Here is a 16,875-nt window from a genome sequence, read left to right on the forward strand (position 1 = left end):
CAAAAAACAGCACGTCAATGCTGTGGGCTTTTTGAGGTTTGCCCGGCGCGGCTCCCATCATGGGGCGGGATCTTTCCCATCCGCGACCCCGGATAGATTCGAGCAAGTCCACTTTAGGTCAACACTGCCTCGATTGCAAAAATCGGGCTGACCATAGATTTGTCTGGGATGCCGGCATCGGAGCTGCGGCGCACCGATTCGGCTATCGCCGGAACGACGCGGGTTCGACCGGGTGCGGTGCGGCTGACGGAGCGCCTCAGTCGAACTGCCCGCGTCGCATGGCGCGGCACCTCGATGAATGCCGCGGGCAGTCGGCAATCGCGTTGATCGGGCACCGCGAACGGTACGTTCCATGAATGCGGTGAGCGGCGACCATTCTGATCACCGCTTCCCAACCCCAAAAGGAAAAAGGCGCCCGAAGGCGCCTTCAATATGCTGCGGCTTGTCAGGCAAGCTGATTAGAACTTGTGACGGATGCCGACGCGCGCTGCGACCTGGTTGCTGGTGGTCGACGGGTCGAGGCCGTTGATCGAAGCGTGTGCCTGAACGACGTTGCCAGCCGAGTCGAGCGCGTTGCCCGATGCGTGCTGGTACACGCCGATCACGTAGACGTCCGTGCGCTTCGACAGGAAGTAGTCGACGCCCAGCGAGCCTTGATGGTACTTGGCTGCCGAGTTGCCGTCGATCTTGCTGCCTTGCGTGTAGTCATACGCGGCGCCGACGATCAGCGCCGGGGTCAGCTGATACTTGAAGTTGATTTCGCCGTTGTTGAACGTCGCGGTCTGGTCCACGAACGGACCAACCGAGAAGCCCTTGAACTTCGTGTTCGAGTACGTCGCGCCGATCGTCGCTGCGCCGAACGTATACGCGCCGCCCGCGCCGATGACCTGATACGTGTTCGCGCTGTTCGCATACGCGCCGTAGACCGGCGACGACACGGCCGTCGCGGCAGCCGACGCACCGGTGTTGAACATGCCGCCGAAGTTCGCCGGCGTGCGTGCGTTCAAGTAGCCGACACCCAGGACGAGCGGGCCGTTGTTGTAACCGGCGCCGAGCGACCAGACCTGGTTCTTCGAGAACTGGCCAGCCTGGCCACCGAAGCTGTACATGCCGCCGAACGTGAAGCCGCCGTAGCTCGGGCTCATGTACTTGACGGCGTTGTTCACACGGTACGCGTTGTTGAAGTTGTCGAGGTCGCCCGGGTGAGCGGCGATGTAGCCGCCCCACTGGTCGCCTGCCTCGAGCGGGCCGACGAAGTCGACGACGGAGTCGTACTGACGACCCAGCGTGACCGTACCGTACTGGCTGGACAGGCCGACGTAAGCCTGACGGCCGAACATCAGGCCACCCTGGCCGAGCTTGCCGGAGTTGACGTCAAAACCGTTCTCGAGCACGAAGATCGCCTTCAGGCCGCTGCCCAGATCTTCGGTGCCGCGCAGGCCGAAGCGGCTGCCTTGCATCACGCCGCTTGCCAGACCGTACAGGTGGCCGCCCTTGGCGTTGTTGTTGAAGATGAGGCCTTCATCGATGATGCCGTAAAGCGTCACGCTGCTTTGCGCGTGGGCTGCGCCAGCAAACGCGCCCAGCGCGACGAGCGCGAGAAGCGACTTTTTCATTAGCGGATCTCCAAGAATCACTGAATTTTTTTGGCGGGGCGGATAGTTATGTTGTGTCGACGGGCCCCATCAACTTCGCAAGAAGTCGGACGTAATGTAGCAAAGCCGATTTTTCCGACAAAGCGAAATGCCGTTGCTCAAGGTCACCATGTTTCCTTTATGCAACAATGGTTAAAATCACGGGTTAACCGCAATTTCCGCTGAATAATCAAGTCGGTTACGCAGTGGAGCACGTGCCTTTGCCGCCCGCGGCAGCACACGCAGCCAGGAGAACAGGATGGTGTTGGATGAACTGATCAGCGAATTCGATCGCGGCTTGCGATCGCTGACCGGCATTAGCCGGATGAGCCGCCCGGTGCCCGTGCCGGCGGAGCCGCCGACCGGCGAACTGACGCCCGCGGAGCGCACGCATGCCGCCGGGCTGATGCGGGTGAACCACGTCGGCGAGGTCTGCGCGCAGGCGCTTTATCAGGCGCAGAAGCTAACTGCGCGCTCGTCGTCGTCGAAGGCGATGTTCGAGGAGGCCGCGCGCGAGGAGGAGGATCATCTCGCATGGACCGCGCATCGGCTGAAGGAACTTGATTCGCGCCCGAGCCTGCTCAACCCGCTGTGGTACGCTGGCGCGCTCGCGATCGGCGTCGCGGCCGGTACGCTGGGCGACAAGGTCAGCCTCGGCTTCATGGCGGAGACGGAGCGTCAGGTCGAAAGCCACCTCGACGGGCATCTGTCCGAACTGCCGGCGACCGACACGGCGTCGCGCGCGATCGTCGAGCAGATGCGGCTCGACGAGGTGAAGCACGGCAAGGCCGCGACCGACGCCGGCGGGATGGAGTTGCCGCTGCCCGCGCGGATGCTGATGCGCGCCGCGTCGAAAGTCATGACGAGCACTGCGTACTATCTCTGACATTCGGGCCGGGGCGACGCACGACGCCGCCCTGGTTCGCCGTCCCGATACCGCCCGTTTTCTCCGCGTTTTCCCGCCCCCGAAAGCCCCGTCCGCACGCCAGTCTGGCCCGCCTTTCTCACGTATCACCTTCACAAGTTGCACTAGCTCATTCATTTATAACGTTTTTTGGAATGAGGGGCAGCATGAGCATGTGCGCGTAAGTCCTTGTTCTAACTAACAAAATTCGTCAAAAAACCGGGCCGCTCCCTTGACCGTGCCAAACCCTTCCTCTAAAGTGGGAGACAGTGTGAGAAAGTGTATTTTTGTGTGATTTGGCGGGCTATTCCGGCTAAATTCTTGATCGTTGAGCGGGTGCTTCGGTGCCCTGAACGGGAGAGCGGAAAGTGTTCCAAGGGGCGTCGGCGCTGACGCTCGATGCGAAAGGGCGGATGTCGGTGCCGGCTCGCTATCGCGAAGCGCTGCAAGGACAGGCAGAGGGACGGGTGACTGTGACCAAGCACCCGGACGGCTGCCTGTTGCTGTTTCCGCGCCCCGAATGGGAAGTATTTCGCGCCAAGATCGCCGCACTGCCGATGGATGCCCATTGGTGGCGGCGGATTTTTCTCGGCAATGCGATGGATGTCGATCTCGACAGCGCGGGCCGGATTCTCGTATCGCCCGAGCTGCGGATGGCGGCCGGACTGGAAAAGGAAGTCATGTTGTTGGGAATGGGTAGTCACTTCGAGCTGTGGGATTCGCAGACCTACATCGCGAAGGAGCAGGCAGCGATGGCGCAGGGCATGCCCGACGCGCTGAAGAACTTTACGTTCTGATTGCGGTGACGGAGACGCCCGCGATGGGAAATGAATTGCAGCATCGGACCGTGTTGCTGGACGAAGCGGTCGAGTCGCTCGTGACGCGGCCGGACGGCATCTATGTCGACGGCACATTCGGGCGGGGCGGTCATAGCCGTGCGGTACTCGCGCGGCTGGCGCAGGCCGGCCGGCTGATCGCGTTCGACAAGGATCCGAGGGCGATCGAGACAGCGCAGCGCATCGAGGATGCGCGCTTCTCGATCGTGCATGACAGCTTTGCATCGATGCGCGACGCGCTTGCGGCGCGCGGCATCGAGAAGGTGTCGGGTGTGTTGCTGGACCTGGGCGTGTCCTCGCCGCAGGTGGACGATCCGGCGCGCGGCTTCAGCTTTCGCGCCGATGGCCCGCTGGACATGCGAATGGATCCGACGCGTGGCGAGTCGGCGGCCGAGTGGCTCGCACGGGCTTCGGTGCAGGAATTGACGGAGGTGATACGAGATTATGGGGAAGAACGGTTTGCTTTTCAGATTGCAAAGGCGCTTGTTGCTCGCCGGGCAGAGTCCGACCGTCTTGGGCCTCTCGACACCACGGGCGAGCTTGCCCAAATCGTGGGTCACGTCGTCAAAACCCGTGAGAAGGGCAAGGATCCGGCAACCCGCACCTTTCAGGCTATACGGATTCACGTCAATCAAGAGCTTGCGGACCTGCAAGTCGTACTAGACGCTGCATTGTCGTTGCTGGAGCAAGGGGGGCGGCTGGTGGTCATCAGCTTTCATTCACTCGAGGACCGGATCGTCAAGCGATTCATGCAGGCGCACGCAAGTGCACCTGCGGTCGATCGTCGCCTGCCGATCCGTGCCGTCGACCTCCCGAGCCCACCGCTCAAGATAATCAGCCGTCAGTTTCCGAGCGAAGCGGAAGTCGTCGCGAATCCGCGCGCCCGGTCGGCCGTGATGCGCATCGCGGAGCGCGTCACGCCATGAGCCGCTTCAACATCTTCCTGCTGATCATCGTGATGGGCTGCGCGCTGTCGGTCGTCAACTCGACGAACCAGCAGCGCCAGATCTTCATTCAGCTGCAGCGCGCGCAGTCGCAGGAGCGTCAGCTCCAGCAGGACTACGCGCAGCTCCAATATCAGCAGAGCGCGCTGTCGAAAACCTCGCGCATCGAGCAACTCGCGAACGATTCGCTGAAGATGCAGCCGATCACGACCGGCCGTACCCAATACCTGACGCTGCCGCCGGGCGCCGTGAAGGCGATCGACGCGCCGATTCCCGCTTCGGCCGACGCGGCAGCCAAGGGCAACGGAGGCGCGCGATGAAGCCGTCGCAAAAGCGCCAGGACGTGAAATTCTCGTCGAGCCCCGTGCTCGGCGTGCATCTGCCGATGTGGCGCTCGAAACTCGTCGTGTTCATGCTGTTCATGGCGTTCGTCGCGCTCGCCGCACGGGCCTTCTGGATCCAGGGGCCAGGCAACGCGTTCTATCAGAAGCAGGGCGAAAGCCGCTATCAGCGCACGATCGAGCTGCCGGCCACGCGCGGCAAGATCCTCGACCGTAACGGGCTCGTGCTCGCGACGAGCCTGCCCGTGCGCGCGATCTGGGCGATTCCGGACGCGGTGCCGGACGATCTCGACACGAACAAGGTCAGCCAGCTCGGCAAGCTCCTCGGCATGACGCCGAAGGAACTGCGCGTGAAGCTGTCGGAAGACAAGGGTTTCGTCTACGTGAAGCGCCAGGTGCCGATCGACGTCGCGGACAAGGTCGCTGCGCTCGACATTCCCGGCATCTATCAGCGCAACGAGTACAAGCGCTTCTATCCGGAAGGCGAGATCACCGCGCACCTGATCGGCTTCACGAACGTCGAGGACGAAGGGCAGGAAGGTGTCGAGCTCGGCGACCAGAAGATGCTGTCCGGCACGTCCGGTGTGCGCCGCGTGATCAAGGATCGGATGGGGCACATCATCGAGGACGTCGCCGAACAGATCCCGCCGCACAACGGGACGGACGTCGACCTGTCGATCGACAGCAAGATCCAGTACATCGCGTATGCGAACCTGAAGGCTGCCGTCGAGAAGTTCAAGGCGAAGGCCGGCGCGGCGGTGGTCGTCGACGTGCGCACCGGCGAGGTGCTCGCGCTGGTCAACTATCCGACCTACAACCCGAACGACCGTACGCGCCTGACGGGCGAGCAGCTGCGCAACCGGATCCTCACCGACGTGTTCGAGCCGGGCTCGATCATGAAGCCGTTCACGGTGTCGCTCGCGCTCGACCTGCATCGCGTGACGCCGAACACCCTCGTCGAGACGGGCAACGGGCACTTCGTGCTCGACGGCGCGCCCATCACCGACGATGCGGGCTTCGGCACGCTGACGGTCGGCGGTGTGATCCAGAAGTCGAGCAACATCGGCGCGACGAAGATCGCGATGACGATGCGGCCCGAGGAAATGTGGAACATGTATACGAGCATCGGCCTCGGCCAGGCGCCGAAGGTCGGCTTCCCGGGCGCAGCGGCCGGTCGCTTGCGTCCGTGGAAGAGCTGGCGCCGCATCGAACAGGCGACGATGTCGTATGGCTATGGCCTGTCGGTGTCGCTGTTCCAGCTGGCGCGCGCGTACACCGCGATCGCGCACGACGGCGAGATGATGCCGGTCACCATTTTCAAGACCGACCCCAATCAGCAGATCACGGGCACGCAGGTATTCGCGCCGACCACCGCGCGTGAAGTGCGCACGATGCTCGAGACCGTGGTCGCGCCGGGCGGTACGTCGCCGGATGCGGCCGTGGCGGGGTATCGCGTCGGCGGCAAGAGCGGTACCGCGTACAAGCACGAAGGCCACGGCTACACGCGCAAGTACCGCGCGTCGTTCGTCGGGATGGCACCGATGCCGAACCCGCGCATCGTTGTCGCAGTGTCGGTCGACGAACCGACCGCCGGCAGCCACTTCGGCGGCCAGGTGTCGGGCCCCGTATTCTCGGCGATCGCGGGCGATACGCTGCGCGCGCTGAACGTGCCGCCGAACATGCCGATCAAGCAGCTCGTCGTGTCCGACGACGCACCGGGCGCGCCCGCTGCGACGGGGCCGCAAAAGCTGGCCGCAGGCGGCGGCGCGAAGCATATGATCGTATCCAGCACGACACGTAATTCACCAGGAGTTGTTCGATGAGCGCCGCTCGCAGTTCTCATCCGGCGCATCAGCAGATCGCAGCCGCGCTTGCGTGGCTGCGCCAGCATGTGGCCCCCGCGGCGCAACTGCATGCCGACACGCGCAGCCTTCAGGCGGGCGACGTGTTTCTCGGCTATGCGGTCGACGGGGCAGACAATCGCGCCTTCATTGCCGATGCCGTTGCACGTGGCGCGGCCGCCGTGCTGTATCAGCCGGAAGGCCTCGCGGCCGCGCCGGCCGTGCCCGTCGCACTCGCGGTGCCGGCGCTCGACCAGCTGGCCGGCGAGATCGCCAGCGGCTGGTACGGCGACCCGAGCGACAGCCTGCTCGCGGTCGGCGTGACCGGCACGAACGGCAAGACGTCGTGCACGCAATGGATCGCCGCCGCGCTGACGGCGCTGCACCAGCCGTGCGCGGTGATCGGCACGCTCGGCACCGGCATGCCGGGCCAACTGGTGCCCACGGGCTTCACGACACCGGATGCGCCGCAACTGCAGCGCAGCCTCGCGCAACTGCGCGACGCCGGCGCGAAGGCCGTCGCGATGGAAGTGTCGTCGCACGCGCTGCATCAGGGCCGCGTGAACGGCACGGCATTCGACATCGCCGTCTTCACGAACCTCACGCAGGATCACCTCGACTATCACGGCACGTTCGACGCGTACGAAGCCGCGAAGGTGAAGCTGTTCGCGTGGCGCGGCCTGCGCACGGCAGTCGTCAATCGCGACGACGCGGCCGGTCGCCGCCTGCTCGAGAAGCTGGCAGGCCGTGTGCGCACGATCGCATACGGGATCGGCGACGCGCAGGCGCCTGACGCCGACCGCGAACTGGTCGCGCTCGACGTGCGCGCGACCGCCATAGGCACGGCATTCCGCCTGCGCTCGTCGTGGGGCGACGCGGACGTCGAGGTCGGCACGCTCGGCGTGTTCAACGTCAGCAACCTGCTCGCGGTGCTCGGCTCGCTGCTCGCGGCCGACGTGCCGTTCGACGCGGCGGTCGCGGAAATCGCACGGCTCGAGTCCGTCAACGGCCGCATGCAGCGCCTTGGCGGCCGGCTGCAGAACGACGAACCGCTGGTCGTGATCGACTATGCGCACACGCCCGATGCGCTCGAGAAGACACTCGACGCGCTGCGCCCGATCGCGGCCGCGCGTGGCGGCCGGCTCGTCTGCATGTTCGGCTGCGGCGGCGATCGCGACACGACGAAGCGCCCGCTGATGGGCGCGATCGCCGAGCGGTTCGCCGACGAAGTCGTCGTCACGAGCGACAACCCGCGCAGCGAAGATCCGCAGCGCATCATCGACCAGGTCATCGCGGGCATGACCGCACCCGATCGCGCACGCCGCATCGAGGATCGCGCGAGCGCGATCCTGCAGGCCGTGCGCGGCGCCGCACGCGAGGATGTCGTCGTGCTGGCCGGCAAGGGGCACGAGGCAACGCAGGAAATCATGGGCAAGAAGCGCACGTTCTCCGATCAGGATCACGCACGGCTCGCGCTCGCGGCACGCGCGACGCACGGCAAGGGAGGCGGCGAATGACGATGCTCAGTCTCGGCGAAGCCGCCCGCCTGATTCCCGGTGCCACCGTCCACGGTGATCCGGACACGACGTTCGAGCGCGTGTCGACGGACAGCCGCACGGTCGGCACTGGCGACTTGTTCGTCGCGCTGAAGGGCGAGCGCTTCGACGCGCACGACTTCCTCGGCGACGTGGCCGCGCGCGGCGCAGCCGCGGCGCTCGTCGCGCACGTGCCGGCGGGGCTCGCGATGCCGGTTGTCGAGGGCGGCGAAACGCGTGCCGCGCTCGGCGCGCTCGCGCATGGGTGGCGCAAGCGCTTCGCGGTGCCGCTCGTCGCAGTGACGGGCAGCAATGGCAAGACGACCGTCAAGGAAATGATCGCGTCGATCTTTGCCGCGGCAGTCGGCGCCGACGCGCGACTGGCGACGGCCGGCAACCTGAACAACGACATCGGCGTGCCACTGACGCTGCTGCGCCTGTCGGGCGCGCATCGCGTCGCGGTGATCGAGCTCGGGATGAACCACCCGGGCGAGACCGAGATCCTCGCGCGCGTCGCGGCACCGACCGTCGCGCTCGTCAACAACGCGCAGCGCGAGCACCAGGAATTCATGGCGACGGTCGAAGCCGTTGCGCTCGAACACGCGGCCGTGATTCATGCGCTGACGCCGGACGGCGTCGCGGTGTTTCCGGCCGACGATGCGTACGCCGGCATCTGGCGCGTCGCGGCGACCGGCAACCGGATTCTCGATTTCGCGCTGCACGATGGCGAACGGCAGGTCGAAGCGCAGGTCACGGGCCGTCTGCACGGCGGCGAGCTCGCGATCGACACGCCGTCCGGCGCAGTGACGATGCGACTGCGCGCGCTTGGCGAGCACAACGCACGCAATGCATTGGCGGCTACGGCGGCGGCGCTCGCGGCCGGCATCGAGCTGGCTGCGATCAAGCAGGGCCTCGAATCGTTCGAGCCGGTCAAGGGTCGTCTGCAGGTCCGGCAGGCGGACGTCGGCAGTCTCGCGGGCGCGACGGTCGTCGACGACACCTACAACGCGAACCCCGACTCGATGCGCGCGGCGATCGACGTGCTGGCCGCGCAACCGGCACCGCGCGTGCTGGTGATCGGCGACATGGGCGAAGTCGGCGACGAAGGTCCGGCATTCCACCGCGAGATCGGTGCGTATGCGCGCGTGCGCGGCATCGATGCGCTGTTCGCGCTCGGCGATGCGTCGCGCGATGCATGCACGGCGTACGGCGACACGGCTCGCCATTTCGGCGACGTCGGTGCGCTGGTGACGGCGCTGCTCGCGGCGGGCTACGGCGCGCAGGCGACGGTGCTCGTGAAGGGCTCGCGGTACATGAAGATGGAGCGCGTGGTCGACGCGCTGACGAACCAACCCGCGGCGGGCACGGTGCCCGCCGCACACTGAGTAGAAGGAAGGAAGCATGCTGCTGGCGCTGGCGCAATGGCTGCAAGGAGACGCAAGCTTTTTGCGCTTGTTCACGTACCTGACGTTCCGTGCGGTGATGGCTACCATCACCGCGCTCGGGATCGGGCTCGTGTGCGGACCGTGGGTGATCCGCAAGCTGACGCAAATGAAGGTCGGTCAGGCCGTGCGCAAGGACGGCCCGCAGAGTCACCTCGTGAAGTCCGGCACGCCGACGATGGGCGGCGTGCTGATCCTGATCGGCATCGCGGTCGCGACGCTGCTGTGGGGTGACCTGACGAACCGTTTCATCTGGATCGTGATGCTCGTCACATTCGGCTTCGGCGTGATCGGCTGGGTCGATGACTATCGCAAGGTCGTCTACAAGGACCCGCGCGGGATGTCGTCGCGCGAAAAGTATTTCTGGCAGTCGGTGATCGGGCTTTTTGCGGCCGTCTACCTCGCATTCAGCGTGTCCGAGGCGAACAACGTGCGCGTGTTCGACCTGTTCATGGCGTGGGTGAGGAGCGGCCTGTCGATGGGGCTGCCCGCGCGGGCCGACCTGATGCTGCCGTTCCTGAAGTCGATCAGCTACCCGCTGGGCGTGTGGGGCTTCATCGTGCTGACCTACTTCGTGATCGTCGGCGCGAGCAACGCGGTGAACCTGACCGACGGTCTCGACGGCCTCGTGATCATGCCGGTCGTGCTGGTCGGCGGCTCGCTCGGGGTGTTCGCGTACGTGATGGGCAGTTCGGTCTATTCGAAATACCTGCTGTTCCCGCACATTCCGGGCGCGGGCGAACTGCTGATCTTCTGTTCCGCGATGGGCGGGGCAGGGCTCGCGTTCCTCTGGTACAACACGCACCCCGCGCAGGTGTTCATGGGCGACGTCGGCGCGCTGGCGCTGGGCGGCGCGCTTGGCACGGTCGCGGTGATCGTGCGCCAGGAAATCGTGCTGTTCATTATGGGCGGCATCTTCGTCGCGGAAACGCTGTCGGTGATGCTGCAGGTGTCATGGTTCAAGTACACGAAGAAGCGTTACGGCGAAGGGCGACGCCTGCTGAAGATGGCGCCGCTGCATCACCATTTCGAATTGTCTGGCTGGAAGGAAACGCAGGTGGTGGTGCGTTTCTGGATCATCACGCTGATGCTGTGTCTGTTCGGTCTGTCCACCCTCAAGTTGCGGTAAAGGAAAGGTAACAAGGATGTCTGGCGAGATGTTTGGAGATCGGCAGCGGCCGATGGTGCTCGTACTGGGGCTCGGTGAATCGGGTCTCGCGATCGCGCGGTGGTGCGCGAGGCACGGGTGCCGGCTGCGTATTGCCGATACCCGCGAGGCGCCGCCGAACCTTGCCGCGCTGCAGGCCGAAGGCATCGATGCGGAGTTCGTCGGCGGGCCGTTCACGCCCGCGCTGCTCGACGGCGGCGTCGAGATCGTCGGGCTGAGCCCCGGCCTGTCGCCGCTCGAACCGGCACTCGCGGCGCTGGTCGCGGCCGCGAACGAGCGCGCGATCGCGGTGTGGGGTGAACTGGAATTCTTCGCGCAGGCGCTGCGCGCGCTCGGCACGAGCGGCTACCAGCCGAAGGCGCTCGCGATCACCGGTACCAACGGCAAGACCACGACGACGAGCCTCACGGGCCTGCTGTGCCAGCGTTCGGGCAAGAAGGTCGCCGTCGCCGGCAACATCAGCCCGGCGATGCTCGATCGGCTCGCGGGCGCGATCGACGAGACGGCGCTGCCCGACGTCTGGGTGCTCGAACTGTCGAGCTTCCAGCTCGAGACGGCGCGCACGTTCGCGCCCGATGCGGCTGCGATTCTCAACATCACGCAGGATCACCTCGACTGGCACGGCAACTTCGACGCGTATGCGGCGGCGAAGGGCCGGATCTTCGGTGCGACGACGACGCGCGTGCTCAACCGCGACGATGCGGCCGTGATGAAGTTCGCGCCGGCGGCAGGCGCCGCGGATGCGGCACGCACGATCACGTTCGGCCTGAACGAGCCGACGCAGGACGGCGACTACGGCCTGTCGCGCGACAATGGCATCGCGTGGCTGGTCGAGGCGGTCGACCGCGACGCGCCGGACGAGACGACGAGCCGCAGGCGCAAGCGCGACGGCGCGCATACGCCCGACATCGCGCAGAAGCGCCTGATGCCGGCCGACGCGCTGCGAATCCGCGGGCTGCACAACGCGGCGAACGCGCTGGCCGCGTTCGCGCTCGCGCGTGCGATCGACCTGCCGGCCGCGCCGCTGCTGCACGCGCTGCGCGAATACCGCGGCGAAGCGCATCGCGTCGAAGTGATCGCGACGATCGACGACGTGGACTACGTCGACGACAGCAAGGGAACGAACGTCGGCGCGACGGTGGCCGCGCTCGATGGGCTTGCGCAGAAGATCGTGCTGATCGCGGGCGGCGACGGCAAGGGTCAGGATTTCGCGCCGCTCATCGCGCCCGTCGCGCGCTGGTGCCGCGCGGTGATGCTGATCGGCCGCGACGCGCCGGCGATTCGCGACACGCTCGCCGAAACCGGTGTGCCGCTCGCGGACCACGCGACGCTCGAAGATGCGGTGCGTGCCGCCGCCGATCTCGCCGAGCCGGGCGATGCGGTGCTGCTGTCGCCTGCCTGCGCGAGCCTCGACATGTTCCGGAACTACGCCCATCGCGCGGATGTGTTCCGCGCGGCGGTGGATGAAATCGCCATCGACAAAGGAGCGACGCCATGAGCTGGTCCGATCGCCTCGTCTCCCGTTTCAACGACCGGCGCGACACCGGCGGCAATGCCGCGGGCGGCCGCGTCTCGTCGGCCACGCGCGCCGCGACCGGCGGCCTCGCGAGCGTCGTCAACGGCGTGCGGCCGAGTCGCTCGCGGATGCTCGACTTCGACTACTCGCTGCTGTGGGTCGCCATCGCGCTGCTCGGGCTCGGCGTCGTGATGGTGTATTCGGCGTCGATCGCGATGCCTGATTCGCCGAAATACGCGTCGTATCACGACTACGCGTTCCTGATGCGCCACGTGATCTCGCTGGTCGTCGCGTTCATCGCGGCCGTGATCGCCTTCCGGGTGCCCGTGTCGACCTGGGACAAATACGCGCCGCATCTCTTCCTGATCGCGCTGGTCAGCCTCGTGATCGTGCTGATCCCGCACGTCGGCAAGGGCGTGAACGGTGCGCGCCGCTGGATTCCGCTCGGCATCACGAACATGCAGCCGTCGGAAATCATGAAGCTCGCGGTGACGATCTACGCAGCGAACTACACGGTGCGCAAACAGGAGTACATGCAGAGCTTCGCGAAGGGCTTCCTGCCGATGGCGTTCGCGGTCGGTCTCGTCGGCGCGCTGCTGCTGCTTGAGCCGGACATGGGCGCGTTCATGGTGGTCGCCGCGATCGCGATGGGCGTGCTGTTCCTCGGCGGCGTGAACGGCAAGCTGTTCGGCGGCCTGGTCGCGACGGCGGTCGGCACCTTCACGATGCTCGTGTGGCTGTCGCCGTGGCGTCGCGAGCGGATCTTCGCGTATCTCGATCCGTGGGACGAACGCTACGCGCAGGGCAAGGCGTACCAGCTCACACACTCGCTGATCGCGTTCGGCCGTGGTGAGTGGTTCGGCGTCGGCCTCGGCGGCAGCGTCGAGAAGTTGAACTACCTGCCCGAAGCCCATACCGACTTCATCCTCGCGGTGATCGGCGAGGAACTCGGCTTCGTCGGCGTGCTGGTGGTGATCCTGCTGTTCTACTGGATCGTGCGCCGCGCGTTCGAGATCGGCCGCCAGGCGCTCGCGCTCGACCGCACGTTCGCGGGCTTGATGGCCAAGGGCATCGGCATCTGGTTCGGGGCGCAGACCTTCATCAACATGGGCGTGAACCTCGGTTTGCTGCCGACCAAGGGCCTGACGCTGCCGCTCGTGAGCTATGGCGGCTCGGGCATCCTGCTGAACTGTGTTGCGCTCGCCGTACTGCTGCGGGTCGACTATGAAAATCGCGTGCTGATGCGGGGAGGGAAGGTATGACCGCGTCGCAACGCACGCTGATGGTGATGGCAGGCGGCACCGGGGGCCACGTGTTCCCGGGGCTCGCGGTCGCGCACCGGATGGAGGCGGCGGGCTGGCGCGTCGTATGGCTCGGCAATCCGGCCGGGATGGAAGCGACGCTCGTGCCGAAGCACGGCATTCCGATGGAATACGTGCGCTTCGGCGGACTGCGCGGCAAGGGCCTGAAGACCAAGCTGACGCTGCCGTTCAACCTGCTGCGCGCATGCTGGCAGAGCCTCGGCGCGCTGCGCCGCGTGCGGCCGGACGTCGTGCTCGGGATGGGCGGCTACATCACGTTCCCGGCGGGCGTGATGACCGCGCTGTCGGGCCGTCCGCTCGTGCTGCACGAACAGAATTCGATCGCCGGTCTCGCGAACAAGGTGCTCGCGAAATTCGCGAAGCGCGTGCTCGTCGCGTTCCCCGGCGCACTGCCGCACGCGGAATGGACCGGCAACCCGATTCGCGCGGAACTTGCGCGCACGGAAACACCCAAAGCACGCTATGCGTCGCGCAGCGGTCCGCTGAACGTGCTGGTGGTCGGCGGCAGCCTGGGCGCGGCCGCACTGAACGAAGTCGTGCCGCGTGCGCTGGCGCTGCTGGCGCCGGGCGAGCGCCCGCGCATCGTGCATCAGGCCGGCGCGAAGCACATCGACGCGCTGAAGGCGAATTACGAAGCGGCCGGTTTCTCGGGCGGCGACGACGTGCGGCTCGTGCCGTTCATCGACGACATGGCGACCGCGTACGCGGCGGCGGATCTCGTGATCTGCCGTTCCGGCGCGATGACGGTGTCGGAGATCGCGGCGGTGGGCGTGGCGGCACTGTTCGTGCCGTTCCCGTATGCAGTCGACGATCACCAGACGACCAACGCCGCATTCCTCGCCGATGCGGGCGCGGCGGTGCTGGTGCAACAACGCGACCTGTCGGCGGAATTGCTCGCCGACTGGCTGCACGGCCAGTCGCGGGCCTCGCTCGCGGACATGGCGGAGCGTTCGCGCTCGCTGGCAAAGCCCGAGGCTACCGACGAAGTCGCGCGCGTCTGCGCGAAGGTGGCTGGCGCGAACCTGGAAATACTGCAATGAAACACATCGTCAAACATATTCATTTCGTCGGGATCGGCGGCGCGGGCATGAGCGGCATCGCCGAAGTGCTCGTCAACCTCGGCTACGAGGTCAGCGGCTCGGACCTGTCGCGCAACGCGGTGACCGATCGTCTCGAGGCGCTCGGCGCGCGGATCGCGATCGGCCACGACGCGGCGAACATCGAGGGCGCGAACGCGGTCGTCGTGTCGACGGCCGTGCGCTCGGACAACCCCGAAGTGCTGGCCGCACGGCACCAGCGCGTGCCGATCGTGCAGCGCGCGGTGATGCTCGCTGAGCTGATGCGCCTGAAGCAGGGGATCGCGATTGCCGGCACGCACGGCAAGACCACGACGACGAGCCTCGTCGCGAGCGTGCTCGCGGCGGGCGGCCTCGATCCGACCTTCGTGATCGGCGGCCGGCTGATCAGCGCCGGCGCGAACGCGCGACTCGGCACGGGCGACTTCATCGTCGCCGAGGCCGACGAGTCGGACGCGTCGTTCCTGAACCTGTATCCGGTGATCGAAGTCATCACGAACATCGACGCCGACCACATGGACACCTACGGCCACGATTTCGCGCGGCTCAAGCAGGCGTTCATCGAATTCACGCAGCGCCTGCCGTTCTACGGCAGTGCGGTCGTGTGCGTCGACGATCCGAACGTGCGGCAGATCATCCCGTTCATCTCGAAGCCGGTCGTGCGCTACGGGCTGTCGCCGGACGCGCAGGTGCGCGCGGAAGACATCGACGCGCGAGACGGCCGCATGCACTTCACGGTGATCCGCGAAGGCCGCTCGCCGCTCGCGGTGGTGCTGAACCTGCCGGGCCTGCACAACGTGCAGAACGCGCTCGCGGCGATCGCGATCGCGAGCGATCTCGGCGTGTCGGACGACGCGATCCAACTGGCGCTGGCGGAATTCAACGGCGTCGGTAGGCGCTTCCAGCGCTACGGCGAGGTGCCGAGCGCGGACGGCGGCCAGTACACGCTGATCGACGATTACGGCCACCACCCGGTCGAGATGGCCGCCACGATCGCGGCCGCGCGCGGCGCGTTCCCGGGCCGCCGCCTCGTGCTGGCGTTCCAGCCGCACCGCTATACGCGCACGCGCGACTGCTTCGACGACTTCGTCAACGTGCTGTCGACGGTCGATGCGCTGGTGCTGACGGAAGTCTATGCCGCTGGCGAAGCGGCGATCGCGACGGCCAACGGCGACGCGCTGTCGCGTGCGCTGCGCGCGGTGGGGAAGGTTGACCCGGTGTTCGTCGCGACGGTCGACGACGTGCCGGACGCACTGGTCAGGGTCGCGCTGAGCGGCGACGTGGTGATCACGATGGGCGCGGGTTCGATCGGCGGCGTGCCGGCGAAGCTCGTGCAACACACACAACAGAAGGCATGACATGAGCGGGATCGATCCGAAACGTTTCGGCAAGGTGGCGGTGTTGTTCGGCGGCGAATCCGCCGAGCGCGAGGTGTCGCTCACCTCGGGCCGCCTCGTGCTGCAGGGCCTGCGCGACGCGGGCATCGACGCGCATCCGTTCGACCCGGCCGAGCGGCCGCTATCGGCGCTGAAGGATGAAGGCTTCGTGCGCGCGTTCAACGCGCTGCACGGCGGCTATGGCGAGAACGGCCAGATCCAGGGCGCGCTCGATTTCTACGGGATTCGCTACACGGGCAGCGGCGTGCTCGGTTCGGCGCTCGGCCTCGACAAGTTCCGCACGAAGCTTGTGTGGCAGCAGACGGGCGTGCCGACGCCGCCGTTCGAGACGGTGATGCGCGGCGACGACTACGCGGCGCGCGCGACGGACATCGTCGCGAAGCTCGGCCTGCCGCTGTTCGTGAAGCCGGCGAGCGAAGGCTCGAGCGTCGCGGTGCTGAAGGTGAAGACGGCCGACGCGTTGCCCGCCGCACTGTCGGAAGCCGCGACGCACGACAAGATCGTGATCGTCGAGAAGAGCATCGAAGGCGGCGGCGAATACACCGCGTGCATCGCCGGCGATCTCGACCTGCCGCTGATCAAGATCGTGCCGGCGGGCGAGTTCTACGACTACCACGCGAAGTACGTCGCCGACGATACGCAATACCTGATTCCGTGCGGGCTGCCGGCCGAGCAGGAAGCGGAGCTGAAGCGCATCGCGCGCCGCGCGTTCGACGTGCTCGGCTGCACCGACTGGGGCCGGGCCGACTTCATGCTCGACGCCGCCGGCAACGCGTATTTCCTGGAAGTGAACACGGCCCCCGGGATGACCGACCACTCGCTGCCGCCGAAGGCCGCGCGCTCGATCGGCATCGGCTATTCGGAGCTGGTCGTGAAGGTGCTGTCGCTTACGCTCAACGACTGACGCAGGAACGGAACG

The 16,875-nt window shown here is 66.5% G+C and carries 14 protein-coding genes; 13 read left to right on the plus strand and 1 reads right to left on the minus strand.

The window, feature by feature from the left end; all coding sequences use genetic code 11:
• Positions 1 to 458: 458 nt before the first annotated feature.
• Entirely contained in the window at positions 459 to 1,616 is a 1,158-nt protein-coding gene (locus DIE15_RS23980) for a porin (RefSeq protein ID WP_057926866.1), read from the minus strand.
• A 277-nt stretch (positions 1,617 to 1,893) separates the two neighbouring features.
• Here DIE15_RS23980 and coq7 point away from each other — a divergent pair, with 277 nt between their 5' ends.
• The 13 genes from coq7 to DIE15_RS24045 all read left to right on the plus strand — a co-directional run bounded on the left by coq7 (position 1,894) and on the right by DIE15_RS24045 (position 16,860).
• Entirely contained in the window at positions 1,894 to 2,520 is a 627-nt protein-coding gene (gene coq7, locus DIE15_RS23985; protein WP_057926865.1) for a 2-polyprenyl-3-methyl-6-methoxy-1,4-benzoquinone monooxygenase, read from the plus strand.
• Between the two features lie 386 nt (positions 2,521 to 2,906).
• Positions 2,907 to 3,335, plus strand: a complete 429-nt coding sequence (gene mraZ, locus DIE15_RS23990) for a division/cell wall cluster transcriptional repressor MraZ (RefSeq protein ID WP_006400450.1) — start codon at positions 2,907 to 2,909, stop codon at positions 3,333 to 3,335.
• Positions 3,336 to 3,358: 23 nt separating this feature from the next.
• The gene (gene rsmH / locus DIE15_RS23995) at positions 3,359 to 4,300 is read left to right on the plus strand and encodes a 16S rRNA (cytosine(1402)-N(4))-methyltransferase RsmH (protein ID WP_124834534.1); all 942 of its coding nucleotides are present in this window, start codon (positions 3,359 to 3,361) and stop codon (positions 4,298 to 4,300) included.
• Positions 4,297 to 4,638: a cell division protein FtsL gene (gene ftsL / locus DIE15_RS24000; protein WP_057926863.1), complete on the plus strand. Its 342-nt coding sequence runs from the start codon at positions 4,297 to 4,299 to the stop codon at positions 4,636 to 4,638. The genes rsmH and ftsL overlap by 4 nt, the downstream gene beginning before the upstream one ends.
• Complete coding sequence (locus DIE15_RS24005) at positions 4,635 to 6,482, plus strand: penicillin-binding protein 2 (RefSeq protein ID WP_057926862.1); 1,848 nt, start codon at positions 4,635 to 4,637, stop codon at positions 6,480 to 6,482. The genes ftsL and DIE15_RS24005 overlap by 4 nt, the downstream gene beginning before the upstream one ends.
• Positions 6,479 to 8,017, plus strand: coding sequence for a UDP-N-acetylmuramoyl-L-alanyl-D-glutamate--2,6-diaminopimelate ligase (locus DIE15_RS24010; protein WP_124834535.1), 1,539 nt, complete (start codon positions 6,479 to 6,481; stop codon positions 8,015 to 8,017). The genes DIE15_RS24005 and DIE15_RS24010 overlap by 4 nt, the downstream gene beginning before the upstream one ends.
• Complete coding sequence (murF, locus tag DIE15_RS24015) at positions 8,014 to 9,420, plus strand: UDP-N-acetylmuramoyl-tripeptide--D-alanyl-D-alanine ligase (protein WP_124834536.1); 1,407 nt, start codon at positions 8,014 to 8,016, stop codon at positions 9,418 to 9,420. Before DIE15_RS24010 ends, murF begins: the two co-directional genes overlap by 4 nt.
• 16 nt (positions 9,421 to 9,436) lie before the next feature.
• Complete coding sequence (gene mraY / locus DIE15_RS24020; protein WP_006752439.1) at positions 9,437 to 10,606, plus strand: phospho-N-acetylmuramoyl-pentapeptide-transferase; 1,170 nt, start codon at positions 9,437 to 9,439, stop codon at positions 10,604 to 10,606.
• A 28-nt stretch (positions 10,607 to 10,634) separates the two neighbouring features.
• Positions 10,635 to 12,143 (plus strand): UDP-N-acetylmuramoyl-L-alanine--D-glutamate ligase, encoded by a 1,509-nt coding sequence (gene murD / locus DIE15_RS24025; RefSeq protein ID WP_124834537.1) that lies wholly within the window; start codon positions 10,635 to 10,637, stop codon positions 12,141 to 12,143.
• Positions 12,140 to 13,423 carry a putative lipid II flippase FtsW gene (gene ftsW, locus DIE15_RS24030; RefSeq protein WP_124834538.1) on the plus strand — a complete coding sequence of 428 codons (1,284 nt, stop codon included), beginning with the start codon at positions 12,140 to 12,142 and terminating at the stop codon, positions 13,421 to 13,423. Before murD ends, ftsW begins: the two co-directional genes overlap by 4 nt.
• Positions 13,420 to 14,523, plus strand: coding sequence for an undecaprenyldiphospho-muramoylpentapeptide beta-N-acetylglucosaminyltransferase (gene murG / locus DIE15_RS24035; protein WP_057926858.1), 1,104 nt, complete (start codon positions 13,420 to 13,422; stop codon positions 14,521 to 14,523). Before ftsW ends, murG begins: the two co-directional genes overlap by 4 nt.
• Positions 14,520 to 15,917 (plus strand): UDP-N-acetylmuramate--L-alanine ligase, encoded by a 1,398-nt coding sequence (gene murC / locus DIE15_RS24040; RefSeq protein WP_124834539.1) that lies wholly within the window; start codon positions 14,520 to 14,522, stop codon positions 15,915 to 15,917. The genes murG and murC overlap by 4 nt, the downstream gene beginning before the upstream one ends.
• Before the next feature lies 1 nt (position 15,918).
• Positions 15,919 to 16,860, plus strand: a complete 942-nt coding sequence (locus DIE15_RS24045) for a D-alanine--D-alanine ligase (RefSeq protein ID WP_057926856.1) — start codon at positions 15,919 to 15,921, stop codon at positions 16,858 to 16,860.
• The last annotated feature ends 15 nt before the right edge of the window (positions 16,861 to 16,875 follow it).

This window comes from Burkholderia sp. Bp9031 (genome assembly GCF_003857965.1).
Classification (GTDB): domain Bacteria; phylum Pseudomonadota; class Gammaproteobacteria; order Burkholderiales; family Burkholderiaceae; genus Burkholderia; species Burkholderia ambifaria_A.